Origin of the sequence: Saccharothrix xinjiangensis, assembly GCF_039527585.1 — a bacterium.
Taxonomy (GTDB): Bacteria; Actinomycetota; Actinomycetes; order Mycobacteriales; family Pseudonocardiaceae; genus Actinosynnema; species Actinosynnema xinjiangensis.
Window position 1 is genome coordinate 58,950 of sequence record NZ_BAAAKE010000027.1, and the last position, 14,199, is coordinate 73,148.

The 14,199-nt window shown below is 71.4% G+C and carries 13 protein-coding genes; 8 read left to right on the forward strand and 5 right to left on the reverse strand.

Features of this window, described 5'->3' with window-relative positions; translation table 11 throughout:
- Positions 1–7: 7 nt before the first annotated feature.
- From ABD223_RS35200 to ABD223_RS35215, 4 genes are all read right to left on the reverse strand, one after another.
- On the reverse strand, positions 8–907 hold the full coding sequence (locus ABD223_RS35200) for an ABC transporter permease (protein WP_344041065.1): 900 nt from the start codon (positions 905–907) through the stop codon (positions 8–10).
- Positions 900–1,823 (reverse strand): ABC transporter permease, encoded by a 924-nt coding sequence (locus tag ABD223_RS35205; RefSeq protein WP_344041066.1) that lies wholly within the window; start codon positions 1,821–1,823, stop codon positions 900–902. Before ABD223_RS35205 ends, ABD223_RS35200 begins: the two co-directional genes overlap by 8 nt.
- Positions 1,824–1,889: 66 nt before the next feature.
- Positions 1,890–3,515 (reverse strand): peptide ABC transporter substrate-binding protein, encoded by a 1,626-nt coding sequence (locus tag ABD223_RS35210; protein WP_344041067.1) that lies wholly within the window; start codon positions 3,513–3,515, stop codon positions 1,890–1,892.
- Between the two features lie 466 nt (positions 3,516–3,981).
- Positions 3,982–4,899 (reverse strand): LysR family transcriptional regulator, encoded by a 918-nt coding sequence (locus tag ABD223_RS35215; protein WP_344041068.1) that lies wholly within the window; start codon positions 4,897–4,899, stop codon positions 3,982–3,984.
- A 137-nt stretch (positions 4,900–5,036) separates the two neighbouring features.
- On the opposite strand from ABD223_RS35215, the gene ABD223_RS35220 reads away from it, so the two are divergent.
- The 4 genes from ABD223_RS35220 (at position 5,037) to ABD223_RS35235 (ending at position 8,064) form a co-directional block, all read left to right on the forward strand.
- Complete coding sequence (locus ABD223_RS35220; protein ID WP_344041069.1) at positions 5,037–5,840, forward strand: inositol monophosphatase family protein; 804 nt, start codon at positions 5,037–5,039, stop codon at positions 5,838–5,840.
- A gap of 23 nt (positions 5,841–5,863) precedes the next feature.
- Positions 5,864–6,460, forward strand: a complete 597-nt coding sequence (locus ABD223_RS35225) for an NADPH-dependent F420 reductase (protein ID WP_344041070.1) — start codon at positions 5,864–5,866, stop codon at positions 6,458–6,460.
- Between the two features lie 309 nt (positions 6,461–6,769).
- A complete protein-coding gene (locus ABD223_RS35230) occupies positions 6,770–7,315 on the forward strand; it encodes a carboxymuconolactone decarboxylase family protein (RefSeq protein WP_344041071.1) in 546 nt (181 codons plus the stop codon).
- A gap of 131 nt (positions 7,316–7,446) precedes the next feature.
- Positions 7,447–8,064: a MarR family winged helix-turn-helix transcriptional regulator gene (locus tag ABD223_RS35235; RefSeq protein ID WP_344041072.1), complete on the forward strand. Its 618-nt coding sequence runs from the start codon at positions 7,447–7,449 to the stop codon at positions 8,062–8,064.
- A 141-nt stretch (positions 8,065–8,205) separates the two neighbouring features.
- Here ABD223_RS35235 and ABD223_RS35240 read toward each other — a convergent pair whose 3' ends face one another.
- Positions 8,206–8,514 carry a hypothetical protein gene (locus ABD223_RS35240; RefSeq protein WP_344041073.1) on the reverse strand — a complete coding sequence of 103 codons (309 nt, stop codon included), beginning with the start codon at positions 8,512–8,514 and terminating at the stop codon, positions 8,206–8,208.
- A 665-nt stretch (positions 8,515–9,179) separates the two neighbouring features.
- On the opposite strand from ABD223_RS35240, the gene ABD223_RS35245 reads away from it, so the two are divergent.
- The 4 genes from ABD223_RS35245 (at position 9,180) to ABD223_RS35260 (ending at position 14,186) form a co-directional block, all read left to right on the forward strand.
- On the forward strand, positions 9,180–10,106 hold the full coding sequence (locus ABD223_RS35245) for a carbohydrate ABC transporter permease (protein WP_344041074.1): 927 nt from the start codon (positions 9,180–9,182) through the stop codon (positions 10,104–10,106).
- 56 nt (positions 10,107–10,162) lie between these two features.
- Positions 10,163–10,972 (forward strand): carbohydrate ABC transporter permease, encoded by an 810-nt coding sequence (locus tag ABD223_RS35250; protein WP_344041196.1) that lies wholly within the window; start codon positions 10,163–10,165, stop codon positions 10,970–10,972.
- A 35-nt stretch (positions 10,973–11,007) separates the two neighbouring features.
- Positions 11,008–12,351, forward strand: coding sequence for an ABC transporter substrate-binding protein (locus ABD223_RS35255; protein WP_344041075.1), 1,344 nt, complete (start codon positions 11,008–11,010; stop codon positions 12,349–12,351).
- A 74-nt stretch (positions 12,352–12,425) separates the two neighbouring features.
- Positions 12,426–14,186, forward strand: a complete 1,761-nt coding sequence (locus ABD223_RS35260) for a glycoside hydrolase family 35 protein (protein WP_344041076.1) — start codon at positions 12,426–12,428, stop codon at positions 14,184–14,186.
- The last annotated feature ends 13 nt before the right edge of the window (positions 14,187–14,199 follow it).

Sequence of the window (14,199 nt, forward strand, 5' to 3'; positions counted from 1 at the left end):
GCCCACCTCACCGCAACTTGGGGTCGAGGGCTTCGCGCACGGCGTCGCCCAGCATCACGAACGCCAGCACGGTGGCGGTCAGGAACCCGGCCGGGAACAGCAGGGCGTGCGGCGCGACCCGCAGGTAGTCCTTGGCGCTGTTGATCATCACGCCCCACGACACGACCGGTTGGCGCAACCCGATGCCCAGGTAGGACAGGGTCGCCTCGACGCCGATGAACGCGCCGAGCGCGATCGTCGCGTACACCAGCACGGGCGCCACGCAGTTGGGCAGCATGTGCTTGGAGATGATCCGCGACGGCGGCGCGCCGAGCGCCCGCGCCGCCTTCACGTAGTCCTGCTGCTTGGCGGCGATGGCGGTGGACCGCATGATCCGCATGGACACCGGCCAGGACAGCACCGAGATCGACAGCACGACCTGGGCGACGATCCGGACCGTGCCCGCGTCGCCGCCGGCGTTCAGGGTGGTCAGGATGACGATCGCGCCGAGCACGAACGGCACGCCGACGAACACGTCGGCGATGCGCGACACGATCGCGTCCAGCCACCCGCCGTAGAACCCGGCGAGCATTCCGACCGTCGCGCCCACCAGGACCACGCCGATCGTGGACAGCAGCCCGACCACGAGCGTGGCCCGCGCGCCGTGCACGACCCGCGTGTAGATGTCGTAGCCCTGGTTGTCGTAGCCGAACCAGGCGGCGGCCGACGGCGCGCCGCGCGAGCGGGACAGCTCCGCCAGGTTCGGGTCGCCGGACGAGAACAGCCCGGGGAACAGCGCCATCAGCACGACCAGCGCGATGATCGACACGGCCACCCAGAACAGCGCGCGGCGGCGCAGGACGTGCCAGGCGTCGCCGAACAGGCCCCGCGGGCGTTCCTCGACGAGCGAGGCGATCTGCTCAGTCATAGCGAATCCTCGGGTCCAGGACGGCGTAGAGGAGGTCCACCAGCAACGTCATCAGCAGGTAGACGAGCACCAGGACGGTGACCACGCCGGTGACCATCGCGCCGTCCTTGGTGAGGATCGAGCGGAACACCAGACCGCCGACGCCGGGCACGTTGAAGATGCCCTCGGTGACGATCGCGCCGCCCAGGAACGCGCCCAGGTCCGTGCCGAGGAACGTGATCACCGGGATCAGCGAGTTCCGCAGCAGGTGCACGCCGACCACCCGGCGCTGCGGCAGGCCCTTGGCCAGCGCGGTGCGCACGTAGTCGGCCCGCCTGTTCTCGGAGATGCTCGCCCGCGACAGCCGCGCGACGTAGGCCATGGACAGCGACGCCAGCACGAAGCCGGGCACGATCAGGTTGCCGATCGTCGGGCTCGTGACGGTCGGCGAGATCCAGCCCAGCTGGAGGCCGAACACCAGCTGCACCACGTAGCCGGTGACGAACACCGGGATGGAGATGAGGAACAGCGTCGACACCAGCACCAGGCTGTCCAGGAACCCGCGGTTGCGCAGGCCGGACACCACGCCGGCGGTGATGCCGATGACGGCCTCGACGACCAGGGCCACCAGGGCGAGCTTGAGCGTGACGGGGAACGTCGCCGCGATCCGGTCCGCGACCTGGAGCCCGGACGAGGTCAGCCCGAAGTCGCCCTGCACCAGGTTGCCCAGGTACTTGGCGTACTGCACGAGCAGCGGGTCGTCGAGGTTGAACCGCTCCCGCATCGCCGACACGTACGACTCGGGGCAGTCCCGCTCGCCGCACTTGCCCTCGAACGGGTCGCCGGGCACCGCCCACACCATCACGTAGATCAGGAAAGTCGTCCCGAGGAACACCGGGACCATCTGCAAGAGCCTGCGCAGCACGTAGCGCCCCAACGGAGCCTCCCACCGCCGGGGGCCGGCCCGGGTGGCGCACCCGGACCGGCCCGATCACACCGAGCGCTATGCCACTTCCACGGTTTCGAGGTCGAGGGCCCGGAACGGGTCGAGGTTGGCGACCTTCAGCCGGTCGGACTTGCCGCCGATGGTGAACTGCGTCCACAGCGGGATGGTCGGCATGTCCGGGGCCATGATCCGCTCGGCCTCCAGGTACAGCCCGATGGCCTCCTCCTCGCCCGGGGCCTTGTCGGCCTCGGCGAGCTTCGCGTCGAACGCCGGGTTCGAGTAGAGGCCGTCGTTGGAGGACGCGCCGGTGCGGTACAGCGGCGTGAGCCAGTTCTCGATCGACGGGTAGTCGGCGATCCAGCCCGCCCGGTACATGCCGGTCATCTCGTGCGCGTTGACCTTCTGGCGGAACTCGCCGAAGCTGGTCGACGGCACGAACCGGGCTTCGACGCCGAGCGTGTTCTTGATGCTGTTGGCCACCGCCTCGGCCCACTCCTGGTGGCCGCCGTCGGTGTTGGACAGCAGCAGGATCTCCCCGGTGTAGCCGGACTTCGCGAACGACTCCTTGGCCTTCTCCGGGTTGAACGCGCAGTAGTCGCCGCACTGGCCGGGCTGGTAGCCCTTCATCAGCGGGTGGACCCAGCCGTCGGCCGGTTTGCGGGTCCCCTCGAAGATGCGCTGGGTGATCTCCTCGCGGTTGATCGCCATGGAGATCGCGCGCCGCAGGTCGACGTTGTCGTAGGGCGGCAGGTAGAACGGCATGGCGATGGTCTGCATGTTCAGCGTCTCGCGCTGCACGACCCGGTCGCCGAGGTCCGTCTCGTACTTCTTGCCCGCCAGGGCGTTGGGCGGCAGCTCCTCGATGAAGTCGAGGTTGTTCGCGACGAGGTCCGCGTAGGCCGACTCGCGGCTCTGGTAGACCTTGAGCGTCAGGTCCTTGAACTTCGGCTTGTCGTCGCCCTTGTAGTCGTCGTAGCGGGTCAGCTTGATGTCGGTGCCGACCGCGCGCGAGACGAACTTGAAGGGGCCGTTGCCGATCGGGCTGTCCTCGAACGCCTTGCGGTCCTTGAAGAACGCCTCCGGCAGGGGCGCGAACACCTCGTAGCCGATGGTGACGGGGAAGACCGAGAAGGGCTCGGACAGGGTGATGGTGAACTGGTGGTCGCCGTCGACCTTGAGGCCCGACATCTCCTGGACGGTCGGCGTCGGCGCCTCCTGGGGGCCGTCCGCGCCGTCGGGGTCCTTCGGGTGGACCTCGTCGTAGCCCTCGATCTGGGAGAAGAAGCTGGCGCCCTGGGTGCCGTTGGGACCGTAGGCGGTCCAGTTCCAGGCGTCCACGAAGCTCTTCGCGGTGACCGGCGTGCCGTCGTGGAAGGTCCAGCCCTGCTTGATCTTGACGGTGAAGACCTTGGAGTCGGTCGTCTCGATCGACTCGGCCATCGCGTTGACGGGCTGGGCGTCCTCCGCCCGGTACTCGACGAGGCCGGTGAAGAGCGGGTCGAGCACCCGGCTGCCGCCCACCTCGGTGGTGTTGCCGGGTACCAGCGGGTTCTCCGGCTCGGTGTTGAAGATGGTGATGGCGGCGTCGGTGTTCGAGCCGGCCGGCGCCTCCTCGGCGCCGCCGCAGCCGGCCGCCACCACGGCGACCGCGACCGCGGCGGGAACTAAGCGTGCACGTGACATGGGTCCTCCCCACCTGTTCGGGTGTGCCCGAGCAGTGTTGACCGCGTTCCACAACGTTGGGAGGACGCTATGGGGCAGTGGCGGCGGCCACATGGGTGAGGTGATCACAACCTTGTCACGACTGATCCCAGTTGACAGTTGCGCGACAGGGCACCGAAGTCGATCACCGGGCGTCCCGAAGGCAGTTGTCCGGGGCGGTCCGCCCCCGCCCGGCCTGCGAGAACGTCCTTGTCAGCCGGCCGGTTGCCCGATGCCGGACAACGTCCGGGATCGAGGTGGATCGTCCGGACAAGGCTTGTCGCGCCGCCGGCGGGCGCTAACGCCCTGCCGGCGCCCGTGTCCTGTCGGCGCTCATGCCCTGCCGGCGCCCGTGTCCTGTCGGCGCTCATGTCCTGTCGGCGCCCGTGTCCGACTGGTGCTCATGTCCTGCCGGTGCGCGTCGACGTGATAGCGGGGATCGTGCGGGTCACGCTTCGATCCGGTCGCCGCCGCGACGCCGTGCCAGCGCGGTCCGCGCGAGGTCGCGCAGCCACGCGTGCGCGCGGTCGGTGTCGTAGCGCTGGTGCCACGACAGGTACACCGGGGCGGGCGGCAGGTCGAGGGGCAGCGGGAGCACGGCCAGGCCGGGGCCGGCCGCCGCGGCCGTGGTGGAGCCGGGGGCGGTGACGAGGAGGTCGGCGTCGCGCGCGAAGGCGAACGCGGCCGCTTCGGTGGGGACGGCGGCCACCACGCGCCGGGTGAGCCCGAGGCTGGCGAGGGCTTCGTCGAGGGCGTTGTCGAGCCTGCCCCGCCGCGAGACGGTGATGTGCTCGGCCGCGGCGTAGCGCTCGGCGGTGACGGCGCCGCCGCGGGTGAGCGGGTGTTCGCGCCGCACCACGACGACGTGGTGGGTCTCGGCGACCTTCTCGGCGCGCAGGTCGGGTGTCGTCGGGCGGCTCGCGTTCGCCTCCAGGTCGACCTCGCCGCGGCGCAGCCCGGGGGTGTCGGTGGCGGATTCCGCGATGAAGCGCAGCCGCACGCCCGGCGCTTGCTCGCGCACGGCCGTGAGCAGCGCGGGGCCCGCGAGGGAGATGAGCGAGTCGTGCCAGCGCAGGGTGAAGGTGCGTTCGAGGGTCGCGAGGTCGAGTTCGCGGCTCGGCGCCAGCACGCCGCGGACCTCCTGGAGCAGTTCGTGCACCTGTTCCCGCACGGCGATCGCGTATGGCGTGGGGGTCATCGTGCGCCCGGTGCGCACCAGGATCTGGTCCCCCGTGGTGCGGCGGAGCCGGCCGAGGCTCCGGCTCATGGCGGGTGCGGTGACGTGCAGGCGCTCGGCCGCGCCGGCCACGCTGCCCTCTTCGAGCAGGGCGTCGAGGGCGGAGAGCAGGTTCAAGTCCAATTGCACGGGAGTAATCCTAGCCGTGTTTTACATGCACTTGAAGTTAATCCGGAGCGTGAATACCGTCGAGGCACGGGCCCGGAGAACCACCGGAATTCCGCCCGATCGACCACGAAGTCCCTGTTCAGACGGGAAGCACCGCCATGCCCGAGAAGTCCCCGACCACCGATGCCGAACTGCTCCCCCGGGTCGCGATCGCCGTGCGCGAGGCCGGCGCGGTGCTGCGCGAGCGGTTCGGCGAGGTGGTCCGCCACCGGACCCGCGACGAGTTGACGGGCGCGCTCGCCGCCAACGACGACGCGGCCCTCGACGTCCTGCGGCCCCTCCTCACCGGCCTGCGCCCGGACGCCCGCTGGGTGCAGGACGAGCTCGCGGGCGGCGCCCTGCCCGCCGGCGAGTGGTGGGTGGTGGACCCGGCCGAGGGCAACGTCAACCACCTGCGCGGACTGCCGGGGTGGGCGGTCACCGCCACCCTCGTGCGCGACAACCGGCCGGTGCTCACAGCGGTCCACGTGCCGTTGGCCGGCGAGACGTACACGGCGCTGGCGGGCGCGGGCGCCCACCTCGACGGCCGGCCGCTGCGCGTGTCCGACACCGAGGACCTGGAGCTCGCACTGGTGGCGACGAGCCAGGCCAGGCCGGACGAGGACGACGAGGTCGTGCGGCGCGTCGGCTCCTCGATCACCGCGATGCTCCGCGACGCGCTCGTCGTGCGCACCTCCGTGCCCGCGACCCTGCACCTGCTGGACGTGGCCGCCGGCCGCGTCGACGCCTTCTGGCAGTTCGCCGGCGCACGCGCCGACCTGCTGCCCGGCGCGCTGCTCGTCACCGAGGCCGGCGGTCGGGTCTCCGACGCCTCGGGCCGCCCCTGGACCCCGGCGAGCGACGGCTTCCTGGCCGCCGCGCCCGGCGTGCACGCCGCGGCCGTCGCCACCCTCTCCCGCTGAACACCCCCCGGAAGGACCTCGCCATGACCAGGATCGCCGTACTCGGGAACGGCCGCGTCGGCGGCGCCCTCGCCGCCGCGCTCACCGGGGCCGGGCACGAGGTGACCGTCGCGGACCGCACGCCGGGCGCCGCCGCCGAGGCCGCCGGCGGGGCGCAGGTGGTCGTCAACGCCACGCCGGGCGCGGGCTCGCTCGACCTGCTGACCGGGTTGCGCGAGCAGCTGCGGGGCAAGGTCCTCGTCGACGTCGCCAACGCCACCTCGGACGGACCGGACGGCCTGCCCGCCGACCTGCTCCACCCCGGTTCGAGCCTCGCGGAGCAGCTCCAGTCGGCACTGCCCGGGACGCGGGTGGTCAAGACCCTCAACACGATGCTCCACCCGGTGATGACCGCGCCCGCCTCGCTCGCCCAGCCGCCCACCGCCTTCCTCTCCGGCCAGGACCCGCTGGCCAAGCAGGTCGTGCGAGGGCTCCTCGTCGACCTCGGCTGGCATGAGGAGTGGATCGCGGACCTCGGCGGGATCGAGACCGCGCGGGCCACCGAGGCCGCGATCCTGTTCGTGCCGCACGTGATCCGGTCGAGCGGGTTCGCGCCCTTCGCCATCTCGATCGCCCGCTGACACCGCGCCCTTGGGGCCCGCCGGGTGTCGACCCGTCCACCGCTCCGCGGGCGACACGCCGGGGAGCCCCGCTTGCCGACGAGGGCGGGCGCGACGGGATCGGACATGCGCCGGGAGCTCCGCCCCGGACCGCCTGGCATTCCTCGTCACCGGGTCCGACCCGCGACGGGCAGGGCGCGTGTGACCGGACCCACTCCACCTAGTTGTTAGGAGTCCTACCAAGTTTGTGAGAGGATCTTCCCCGTCGGCACCACGACGAGGAAGCCCGCGACGGGCGCCTCACCACACCACGACGGGAGAACCACCCCGATGTCCCGAGTTCCGCTGATCGACGCCCGGAACGCCTCCGACGAGGCCAAGCCCCTGCTGGACGACATCACCTCCGCGTTCGGCACCACCCCGGCCATGTTCAAGGCCGTCGCGAACTCGCCCGCCGCGCTGAAGATGATGTGGGCCGGCTTCGGCGCGCTCGGCGGCGGACGCCTGGGCGCCGCCCTGGGCGAGCAGGTCGCCGTGCTCGTCGCCGACCGCAACAGCTGCGAGTACTGCCTGGCCGCCCACACCGCCCTGGGGCGCAAGGCGGGCGTGTCCGCCGAGGACATGGGCCACGCCCAGGCCGGCCACTCCCACGACCCGCGCACCGACGCGGCGCTCCGCTTCGCGGCCAAGCTCGTGCAGGACCGCGCGCAGGTGACCGACGCCGACGTGGAAGCGCTGCGCACGGCGGGCTTCGACGACGAGGAGGTCGTGGAACTGGTGGCGCACGTGGCGCTCAACCTCTTCACCAACTACGTCAACGTCGCCCTGTCCGTCCCCCTCGACTTCCCGAAGGTCGCCCTGCGCCAGGCCGGCTGAGCCCGCGCGGGCGGACGGCGAGGCGCCCGCCACCCGCCCGCGCCGGCACCACCGGACGGATCGACGACCACCCCCGCCCACCCGATCAGTACCATCGACCGGTTGGGAGTCCTACGCTCAAGGCGGGTGGCATGACCGAGCACGTGGCCGGACCCGGCGGCGCGGCCGACCTGGACCGACGCCTGGCCGACGCGATCGAACGACTCGGCCACGGCCTGCGCTCCCTCGCCCAGCGCACCGCCAGGGAACACGGCCTCACCCCGCTGCAACAGCAGGTGGTGCTCACCCTGTCCCGCCAACCCACCGTCCGCCGCGAGGTCAGCGCGCTGGCCGCCGAGTTCGACGTCACCAAGCCGACCATGTCCGACGCCGTCACCGCGCTGGAGCGGAAAGAACTGGTGACCCGGTCACCCGGATCCGACGGCCGCCGACGACTGCTCACCCTCACCCCCACGGGCGACGAGGTCGCACGACGGCTCGAACCGTGGGACGGCCCGCTGCTCGACGCACTCGCCGGCGTGCCCGCCGACGACCGCGCCACGACGCTGCACAGCCTGCTCCGGGTAATCGCCGACCTGCAACGCCAAGGCGTGGTCAGCGTGGCCAGGACGTGCACCGGCTGCCGCTTCTTCCGCGCCGACACCCACCCCGACCCCACCGCGCCGCACCACTGCGGCCTGCTGGACGTGCCGCTCCCCCTGGCCGACCTGCGGACCGACTGCCCCGAGCACCAACCGGCCACCGCCTGACCCCGCCGCCCAACGGTCGGCGACGCGGCGAGGACGCGCCGCACCACCTCCCCGGGCGACCCCGCCGAAGAACTCACCCGTGATCCGCGCAGCCGCCCGCACCGGCAGGACCCGACCGAGCACGAAGGATCGCGGCCCCGATCAGCGGTAAGCCCACACGGCCTCGAAGCCGTCCGGGGCGACCAACCTGATCAAGACGCGGTCGGCGCCGCCCACCACGTTCGCCGGGACCGGGATGTCGATCGGCCAGTTGCCGTCGCAGCGCGGAGTCGAACTCGCGCTGCCGAGGTGGTTGCTCCCCGCGTAGGAATCGCCGTAAACGGCTCGGTCACATCCGACGGCGTGCAGCGTGCCCTCCAGGATCACCCACCGGTTGGTGAAGGTGGCGGTGCCCGAGGCGTAGCTGGCCCCGTAGTCGACGTAGAAGTCCCGGACAACGGACGCCGACACAGCCGTGGCGGCAGGCGTGCTCGCGAGGACAAGACCCATAGCCGCTGCGCAGGCCCCGACGGCCGTGCGACGGCGTCGGGTGCGGCTCGCGGTCGTTGGCGCAGACCTCGGCATGGAGAACAAGGCAATCCCCCCTCGTCATCAACTCGGCGCCCGAGATCGGGCCCGGATCCCACAATGCCGGTGTTGCAGGCCGTGTTGTCGCCCGTGGAGTGGTTTCACCCGAACGAGGGCACGCGGGCAGTCGGTTCTTCGCGACGCAGGTGACTCACCTGGATCCGAACACCGCCGGCGACCCCGCCAACCAACCCCGGACACCGCCACCTTCAGCCGGTCGGGACATCGCCGCACCCCGACCGACCCCCGCCACGGCTCCCTGCGCCCCGAGCACTGCGCACTCGTCCCCGAAACCGCCCGCCGGTGCGGTCGTCCTCGTGGCCGGTCTCGTGGTCACGGCCTGCCAATCCTCCAGGAAGTCATCGGCCTCCCGGAAGTCGTGAGCGCCCTGTGAGGTCGATATTTGTTATTGGCCTTCACTGAAGTAATAGTGACTGGCACATAGTCGTCGAACCCGACCTGGACACGCCGTGGTCCGCCCGCTAGCGTCTGCGGCCAATGTTTACGTAAACATCGCTGCCGCCGCGTTCGAGCAGGGAGAAGAGACGATGACGTCCACCCCGGTCCCGGTCGAGAGCCCGCCACCTCGGCGAGGACCCTCCCGTCGACGGCGGCTCGACCGGAAGGGCTGGTGGTTCGTCGCGCCGTTCCTGGTGGTGTTCGCCCTGGTGTTCCTGGCCCCGATCGCCTACGCGCTGTGGTTGAGCCTGTTCCAGGAACAGGTGTTCTTCGGCGGCACGCGGTTCGTCGGCCTGGACAACTACGCCACCGCCCTCGCGGACGCCAAGTTCTGGGAGTCGTTCCTGCGGGTGCTGCTGTTCCTGGTGGTCCAGGTGCCGGTGATGCTGCTGCTGGCGCTCGTCGCCGCGCTGGCCATCGACAGCGCCCGGCTGCACGCGGCCGGGTTCTTCCGGATCGTCATCTTCCTGCCCTACGCCGTGCCCGGTGTGGTGGCGGCGTTGATGTGGGGCTTCATCTACGGCGACAACTTCGGCCTGGCCGCCGACCTGAACGACCTGCTGGGCACGCGGGCGGTCCAGCCGCTGTCCGGCGACTGGGTCCTGTTGGCCATCGGCAACATCGTGACCTGGGAGTTCGTCGGGTACAACATGTTGATCTTCTACTCGGCGCTGAAGGTGATCCCCGGCGAGCTGCACGAGGCCGCGGCCATCGACGGCGCGGGCGCGTTCCGCACGATCGTGAGCATCAAGTTGCCCTCGATCCGCGGTGCGGTGATGATCGCGACGATCTTCTCGATCATCGGCAGCTTCCAGCTGTTCAACGAGCCCAACATCCTGCGGACGTTGGCGCCCAACGCGATCAACACCTCGTACACGCCCAACATGTACGCCTACAACCTCTCGTTCGGCGGCCAGCAGTACAACTACTCGGCCACCGTCGCGATCGTCATGGGCGTCATCACCGCGATCATCGCCTACGTCGTGCAGCTGCGCGGCGCGCGGAAAGGTGCGTGACGGCCGTGGCGAGCACCTCCGACCCCCGCCGCAAGTCCCCCGTCCTGACCGCCGTCATGGCGGTGTACCTGCTCTACACCCTGGTGCCGCTGGTGTGGCTGCTGATCAGCGCCACCAAGACCCAGCAGGCCCTGCTGACCACCTCGGGCCTGTCCTTCGGCGGCCCGTTCGCGCTGGTCGACAACGTCGTCCAGACCTTCACCCACGACGGCGGGATCTTCCTGCGCTGGCTGGGCAACACGCTGCTCTACGTGGTGGTCGGCGCGGGCGGCGCGACCGCGCTGGCGACCGCGGCCGGGTACGGGCTGGCCAAGTACCCGTTCCGGGGCCGCAACGCGGTGTTCGCCGTCCTCCTCGGCGCGATCGCCATCCCCGGCACCGCGCTGGCCGTGCCCACCTTCCTGCTGTTCAGCAACCTCGGCCTGACCAACACGCCGTGGGCGGTCATCATCCCGTCGCTGGTCAGCCCGTTCGGGCTCTACCTGATCTGGACCTACACCGCCGAGGCCGTGCCCGACGAGCTGCTGGAGGCGGCCCGCATCGACGGCGCGGGCGAGCTGAGGATCTTCCTCACCGTCACCCTGCGGGTGCTGCTCCCGGGCGTCGTGACCGTGGCCCTGTTCACCGTGGTGTCCACCTGGAACAACTACTTCCTGCCGCTGATCATGCTCAGCGAGCCCGGCTGGTACCCGCTCACCGTGGGCCTCAACCAGTGGAGCGCGCAGGCCACCGGGGTGGGCGCCCAGCCGATCTACCACCTGGTGATCACCGGCTCGGTCATCACCATCGTCCCGCTCGTCGCCGCTTTCCTGCTGCTCCAGCGCTTCTGGCAGTCGGGGTTGACCGCCGGCAGCGTCAAGCGATGACCTCCTCCGCCCACCGTCGCGAAAGGACCTGCCCCATGTCAACGACCAGGCGTCCCCGGAAGGTCGCCACCACCTTGGCGGCCGCGCTGCTCGCGGTCCTGTCCGGCTGTTCATCGGGTTCGGATGGCGCTGCGCCGGGTGGGGGTGGTGGGTCGCAGGAGGCGGTGGACGCGGCGTTGCGCGAGGGTGGGGAGATCACGTATTGGAGTTGGACGCCGTCGGCGAAGGCGCAGGTGGAGGCGTTCCAGCAGGAGTTCCCGAACGTCAGGGTGAACTACGTCAACGCCGGGACGGGCAATGATCACTACACGAGGTTGCAGAACGCGGTGAAGGCCGGTTCGGGTGCGCCGGACGTGGCGCAGGTGGAGTACCAGGCGTTGCCGCAGTTCGCCCTGACCGGGGCGCTGGTCGATCTGGGCCCCTACGGGTTCGGCGGGTTCGAGTCCGATTACACGCCCTCGACGTGGAACTCGGTGCGGGTCGGGGACGGGTTGTTCGGGCTGCCGCAGGACTCGGGTCCGATGGCGTTGTTCTACAACCGGGAGGTCTTCGACCGGCACGGCATCGCGGTGCCCGCGACGTGGGCCGAGTACGTGGAGGCCGGGAAGAGGCTGCACGCGGCCGATCCGACGAAGTACATCACCGCCGACACCGGTGACGCGGGCTTCGCCACCAGCATGATCTGGCAGGCCGGCGGACGGCCGTTCACCACCGACGGCCAGTCCGTGACCATCGACCTGCAGGACGAGGGCGCCCGGAAGTGGACCTCGGTGTGGGACCAGCTGGTCGGGCAGGGCCTGGTCGCCGAGATCCCGGGGTGGACCGACGCCTGGTACCGGGCGTTGGGTGACGGCACGATCACCTCGCTGGCCGTGGGGGCGTGGATGCCCGGGGTGCTGGAGGCCTCGGTGCCCGGCGGGGCGGGCAAGTGGGCCGTCGCGCCCCTGCCCACCCACGACGGCACCCCGGTCACCGCGGAGAACGGCGGCAGCACGCAGTCGGTGCTCCGGCAGAGCGCCAACCCCGCCCTGGCGGCCGCGTTCGTCCGCTGGCTCAACAACGGCAACGGCATCAAGCCCTTCCTGGCCGGCGGCGGCTTCCCCGCCACCACCGCCGACCTGGGATCCGCGGCGTTCAAGGACCGGGAATCGCCCTACTTCGGCGGGCAGAAGGTCAACCAGGTCCTCACCCGCGCCGCCGGTCAGGTCGCGCCCGGCTGGAGCTACCTGCCCTACCAGCTCTACGCCAACAGCATCTTCGGCGACACCGTCGGCAAGGCCTACGCCGACCGCTCCTCCCTCGACGACGGCCTGACCGCCTGGCAACAAGCCCTGGCCGACTACGGCAACCAACAGGGCTTCACCGTCACCACCGGCTGACCCCGGGGCGGGGGCGGTCGCACCGGCCGCCCCGCCCCACCCGGAAGGCGTTCCAGGAAGGAACCACCGTCCCCGTGCCAGAGTTCACCATCGGCGAGCACGACTTCCTGCTCGACGGCGAACCGTTCCGCGTCCTGTCCGGGGCGCTGCACTACTTCCGCGTGCACCCCGAGCTGTGGGCCGACCGCATCGACAAGGCCCGCCGGATGGGGCTCAACACCATCGAGACCTACGTGCCCTGGAACGCCCACGCGCCCCGCCCGGACGTGTTCGACCTGACCGGCGGGCTGGACCTGGGCCGGTTCCTGCGCCTGGTCGCCGACGCGGGCATGCGCGCCATCGTGCGGCCCGGTCCCTACATCTGCGCCGAGTGGGACAACGGCGGCCTGCCCGCCTGGCTGTTCCGCGACCCCGCCGTGGGCGTGCGCCGCGCCGAACCCCGCTACCTCGCGGCCGTCAAGGCCTACCTGGACCGCGTCTACGAGGTCGTCGCGCCGCTCCAGGCGCAGCACGGCGGCCCCGTCATCCTCGTGCAGGTCGAGAACGAGTACGGCGCGTTCGGCGACGACAAGACCTACCTCAAGGCCCTGGCCGAGCACACCCGCGACGCCGGCATCACCGTGCCCCTCACCACGGTCGACCAACCCACCGACGAGATGCTGGCGGCAGGCGGCCTGGAGGGCCTGCACCGGACGGCCTCCTTCGGTTCCCGCGCCGTCGAGCGGCTGGCCACCCTGCGCCGCCACCAGCCGACCGGGCCGCTGATGTGCGCCGAGTTCTGGAACGGCTGGTTCGACCACTGGGGCGCGCACCACCACACCACACCCGCCGCGGACAGCGCCGCCGAGCTCGACGCCCTGCTGGCCGCCGGGGCCTCGGTCAACCTCTACGTGTTCCACGGCGGCACCAACTTCGGGCTCACCAGCGGCGCCAACGACAAGGGCGTCTACCAGCCCACGGTCACCTCCTACGACTACGACGCGCCCTTGGACGAGGCGGGCAACCCCACCGCCAAGTACCACGCCTTCCGCGAGGTCATCGCCCGCCACCACCCGGTGCCGGGCGAACCACCCCCGGCCGCGCCGCCCTCCCCCGCGTTCACCGTCCCGCTCGGCGACCCCGCGCGCCTGCTCGACGCGCCCGGGAAGTGGGGCGCCCGGCGGCGCCACGACGCCCTGCCCACCCTCGACGAGGTGGACGGCGCGCCGCGCCTGGCCCTGCTCACCACGCGCGTCGCGGGCCCGGGCCCGGCCGTGCTGTGCTTCGGCGAGGTCCGCGACCACGCCTCGGTCTTCCTCGACGGCCACCCCGTCGGCGCCCTGCTGCGCGAGCACCACCAGCGCGCCCTGGGCCTGGGCCGGGCCACCGGGGAGCTGGCCGTCCTGGTCGAGGACCACGGCCGGGTCAACTACGGCCCCCGCCTCGGCGAGCCCAAGGGCCTCATCGGCGGCGCCACCCTCGACGGCGAACCCCTCACCGGCTGGGACGTCCTGCCCGTCGACCTCTCCGCGCCGCCGGCGGTGTGGGAGGACGGGGACGAACGCGCGCCCGTCGGGGGTCCGGTCGCGGGACCGGTGCTCCTGCGCGCCCGGTTCGCCCCGGACCGGCACGCGGACCTCCACCTGGACACCTCGGGCTGGGGGCGCGGAGTGGTGTGGGTCAACGGGTTCTGCCTCGGCCGCTACTGGTCGCGCGGACCGCAGCGCACCCTCTACGTGCCGGGCCCCGTGCTCCGGGCCGGCGACAACGACCTGGTCGTGCTCGAACTGGGCGCGATGACCGACCCGACGGCCCGTTTCGCGCCGGGACCGATGCTCGGGCACACGGAGGTGTGAACCTCGGGACACC

What these genes read in the sequence shown, in the direction of transcription:
- ABD223_RS35200 (WP_344041065.1), bottom strand. Translation starts at nt 907, where the DNA reads ATGACTGAGCAGATCGCCTCGCTCGTCGAGGAACGCCCGCGGGGCCTG.
- ABD223_RS35210 (WP_344041067.1), bottom strand. Translation starts at nt 3,515, where the DNA reads ATGTCACGTGCACGCTTAGTTCCCGCCGCGGTCGCGGTCGCCGTGGTG.
- ABD223_RS35220 (WP_344041069.1), top strand. Translation starts at nt 5,037, where the DNA reads ATGCCCGAGAAGTCCCCGACCACCGATGCCGAACTGCTCCCCCGGGTC.
- ABD223_RS35225 (WP_344041070.1), top strand. Translation starts at nt 5,864, where the DNA reads ATGACCAGGATCGCCGTACTCGGGAACGGCCGCGTCGGCGGCGCCCTC.
- ABD223_RS35230 (WP_344041071.1), top strand. Translation starts at nt 6,770, where the DNA reads ATGTCCCGAGTTCCGCTGATCGACGCCCGGAACGCCTCCGACGAGGCC.
- ABD223_RS35235 (WP_344041072.1), top strand. Translation starts at nt 7,447, where the DNA reads ATGACCGAGCACGTGGCCGGACCCGGCGGCGCGGCCGACCTGGACCGA.
- ABD223_RS35245 (WP_344041074.1), top strand. Translation starts at nt 9,180, where the DNA reads ATGACGTCCACCCCGGTCCCGGTCGAGAGCCCGCCACCTCGGCGAGGA.
- ABD223_RS35250 (WP_344041196.1), top strand. Translation starts at nt 10,163, where the DNA reads ATGGCGGTGTACCTGCTCTACACCCTGGTGCCGCTGGTGTGGCTGCTG.
- ABD223_RS35255 (WP_344041075.1), top strand. Translation starts at nt 11,008, where the DNA reads ATGTCAACGACCAGGCGTCCCCGGAAGGTCGCCACCACCTTGGCGGCC.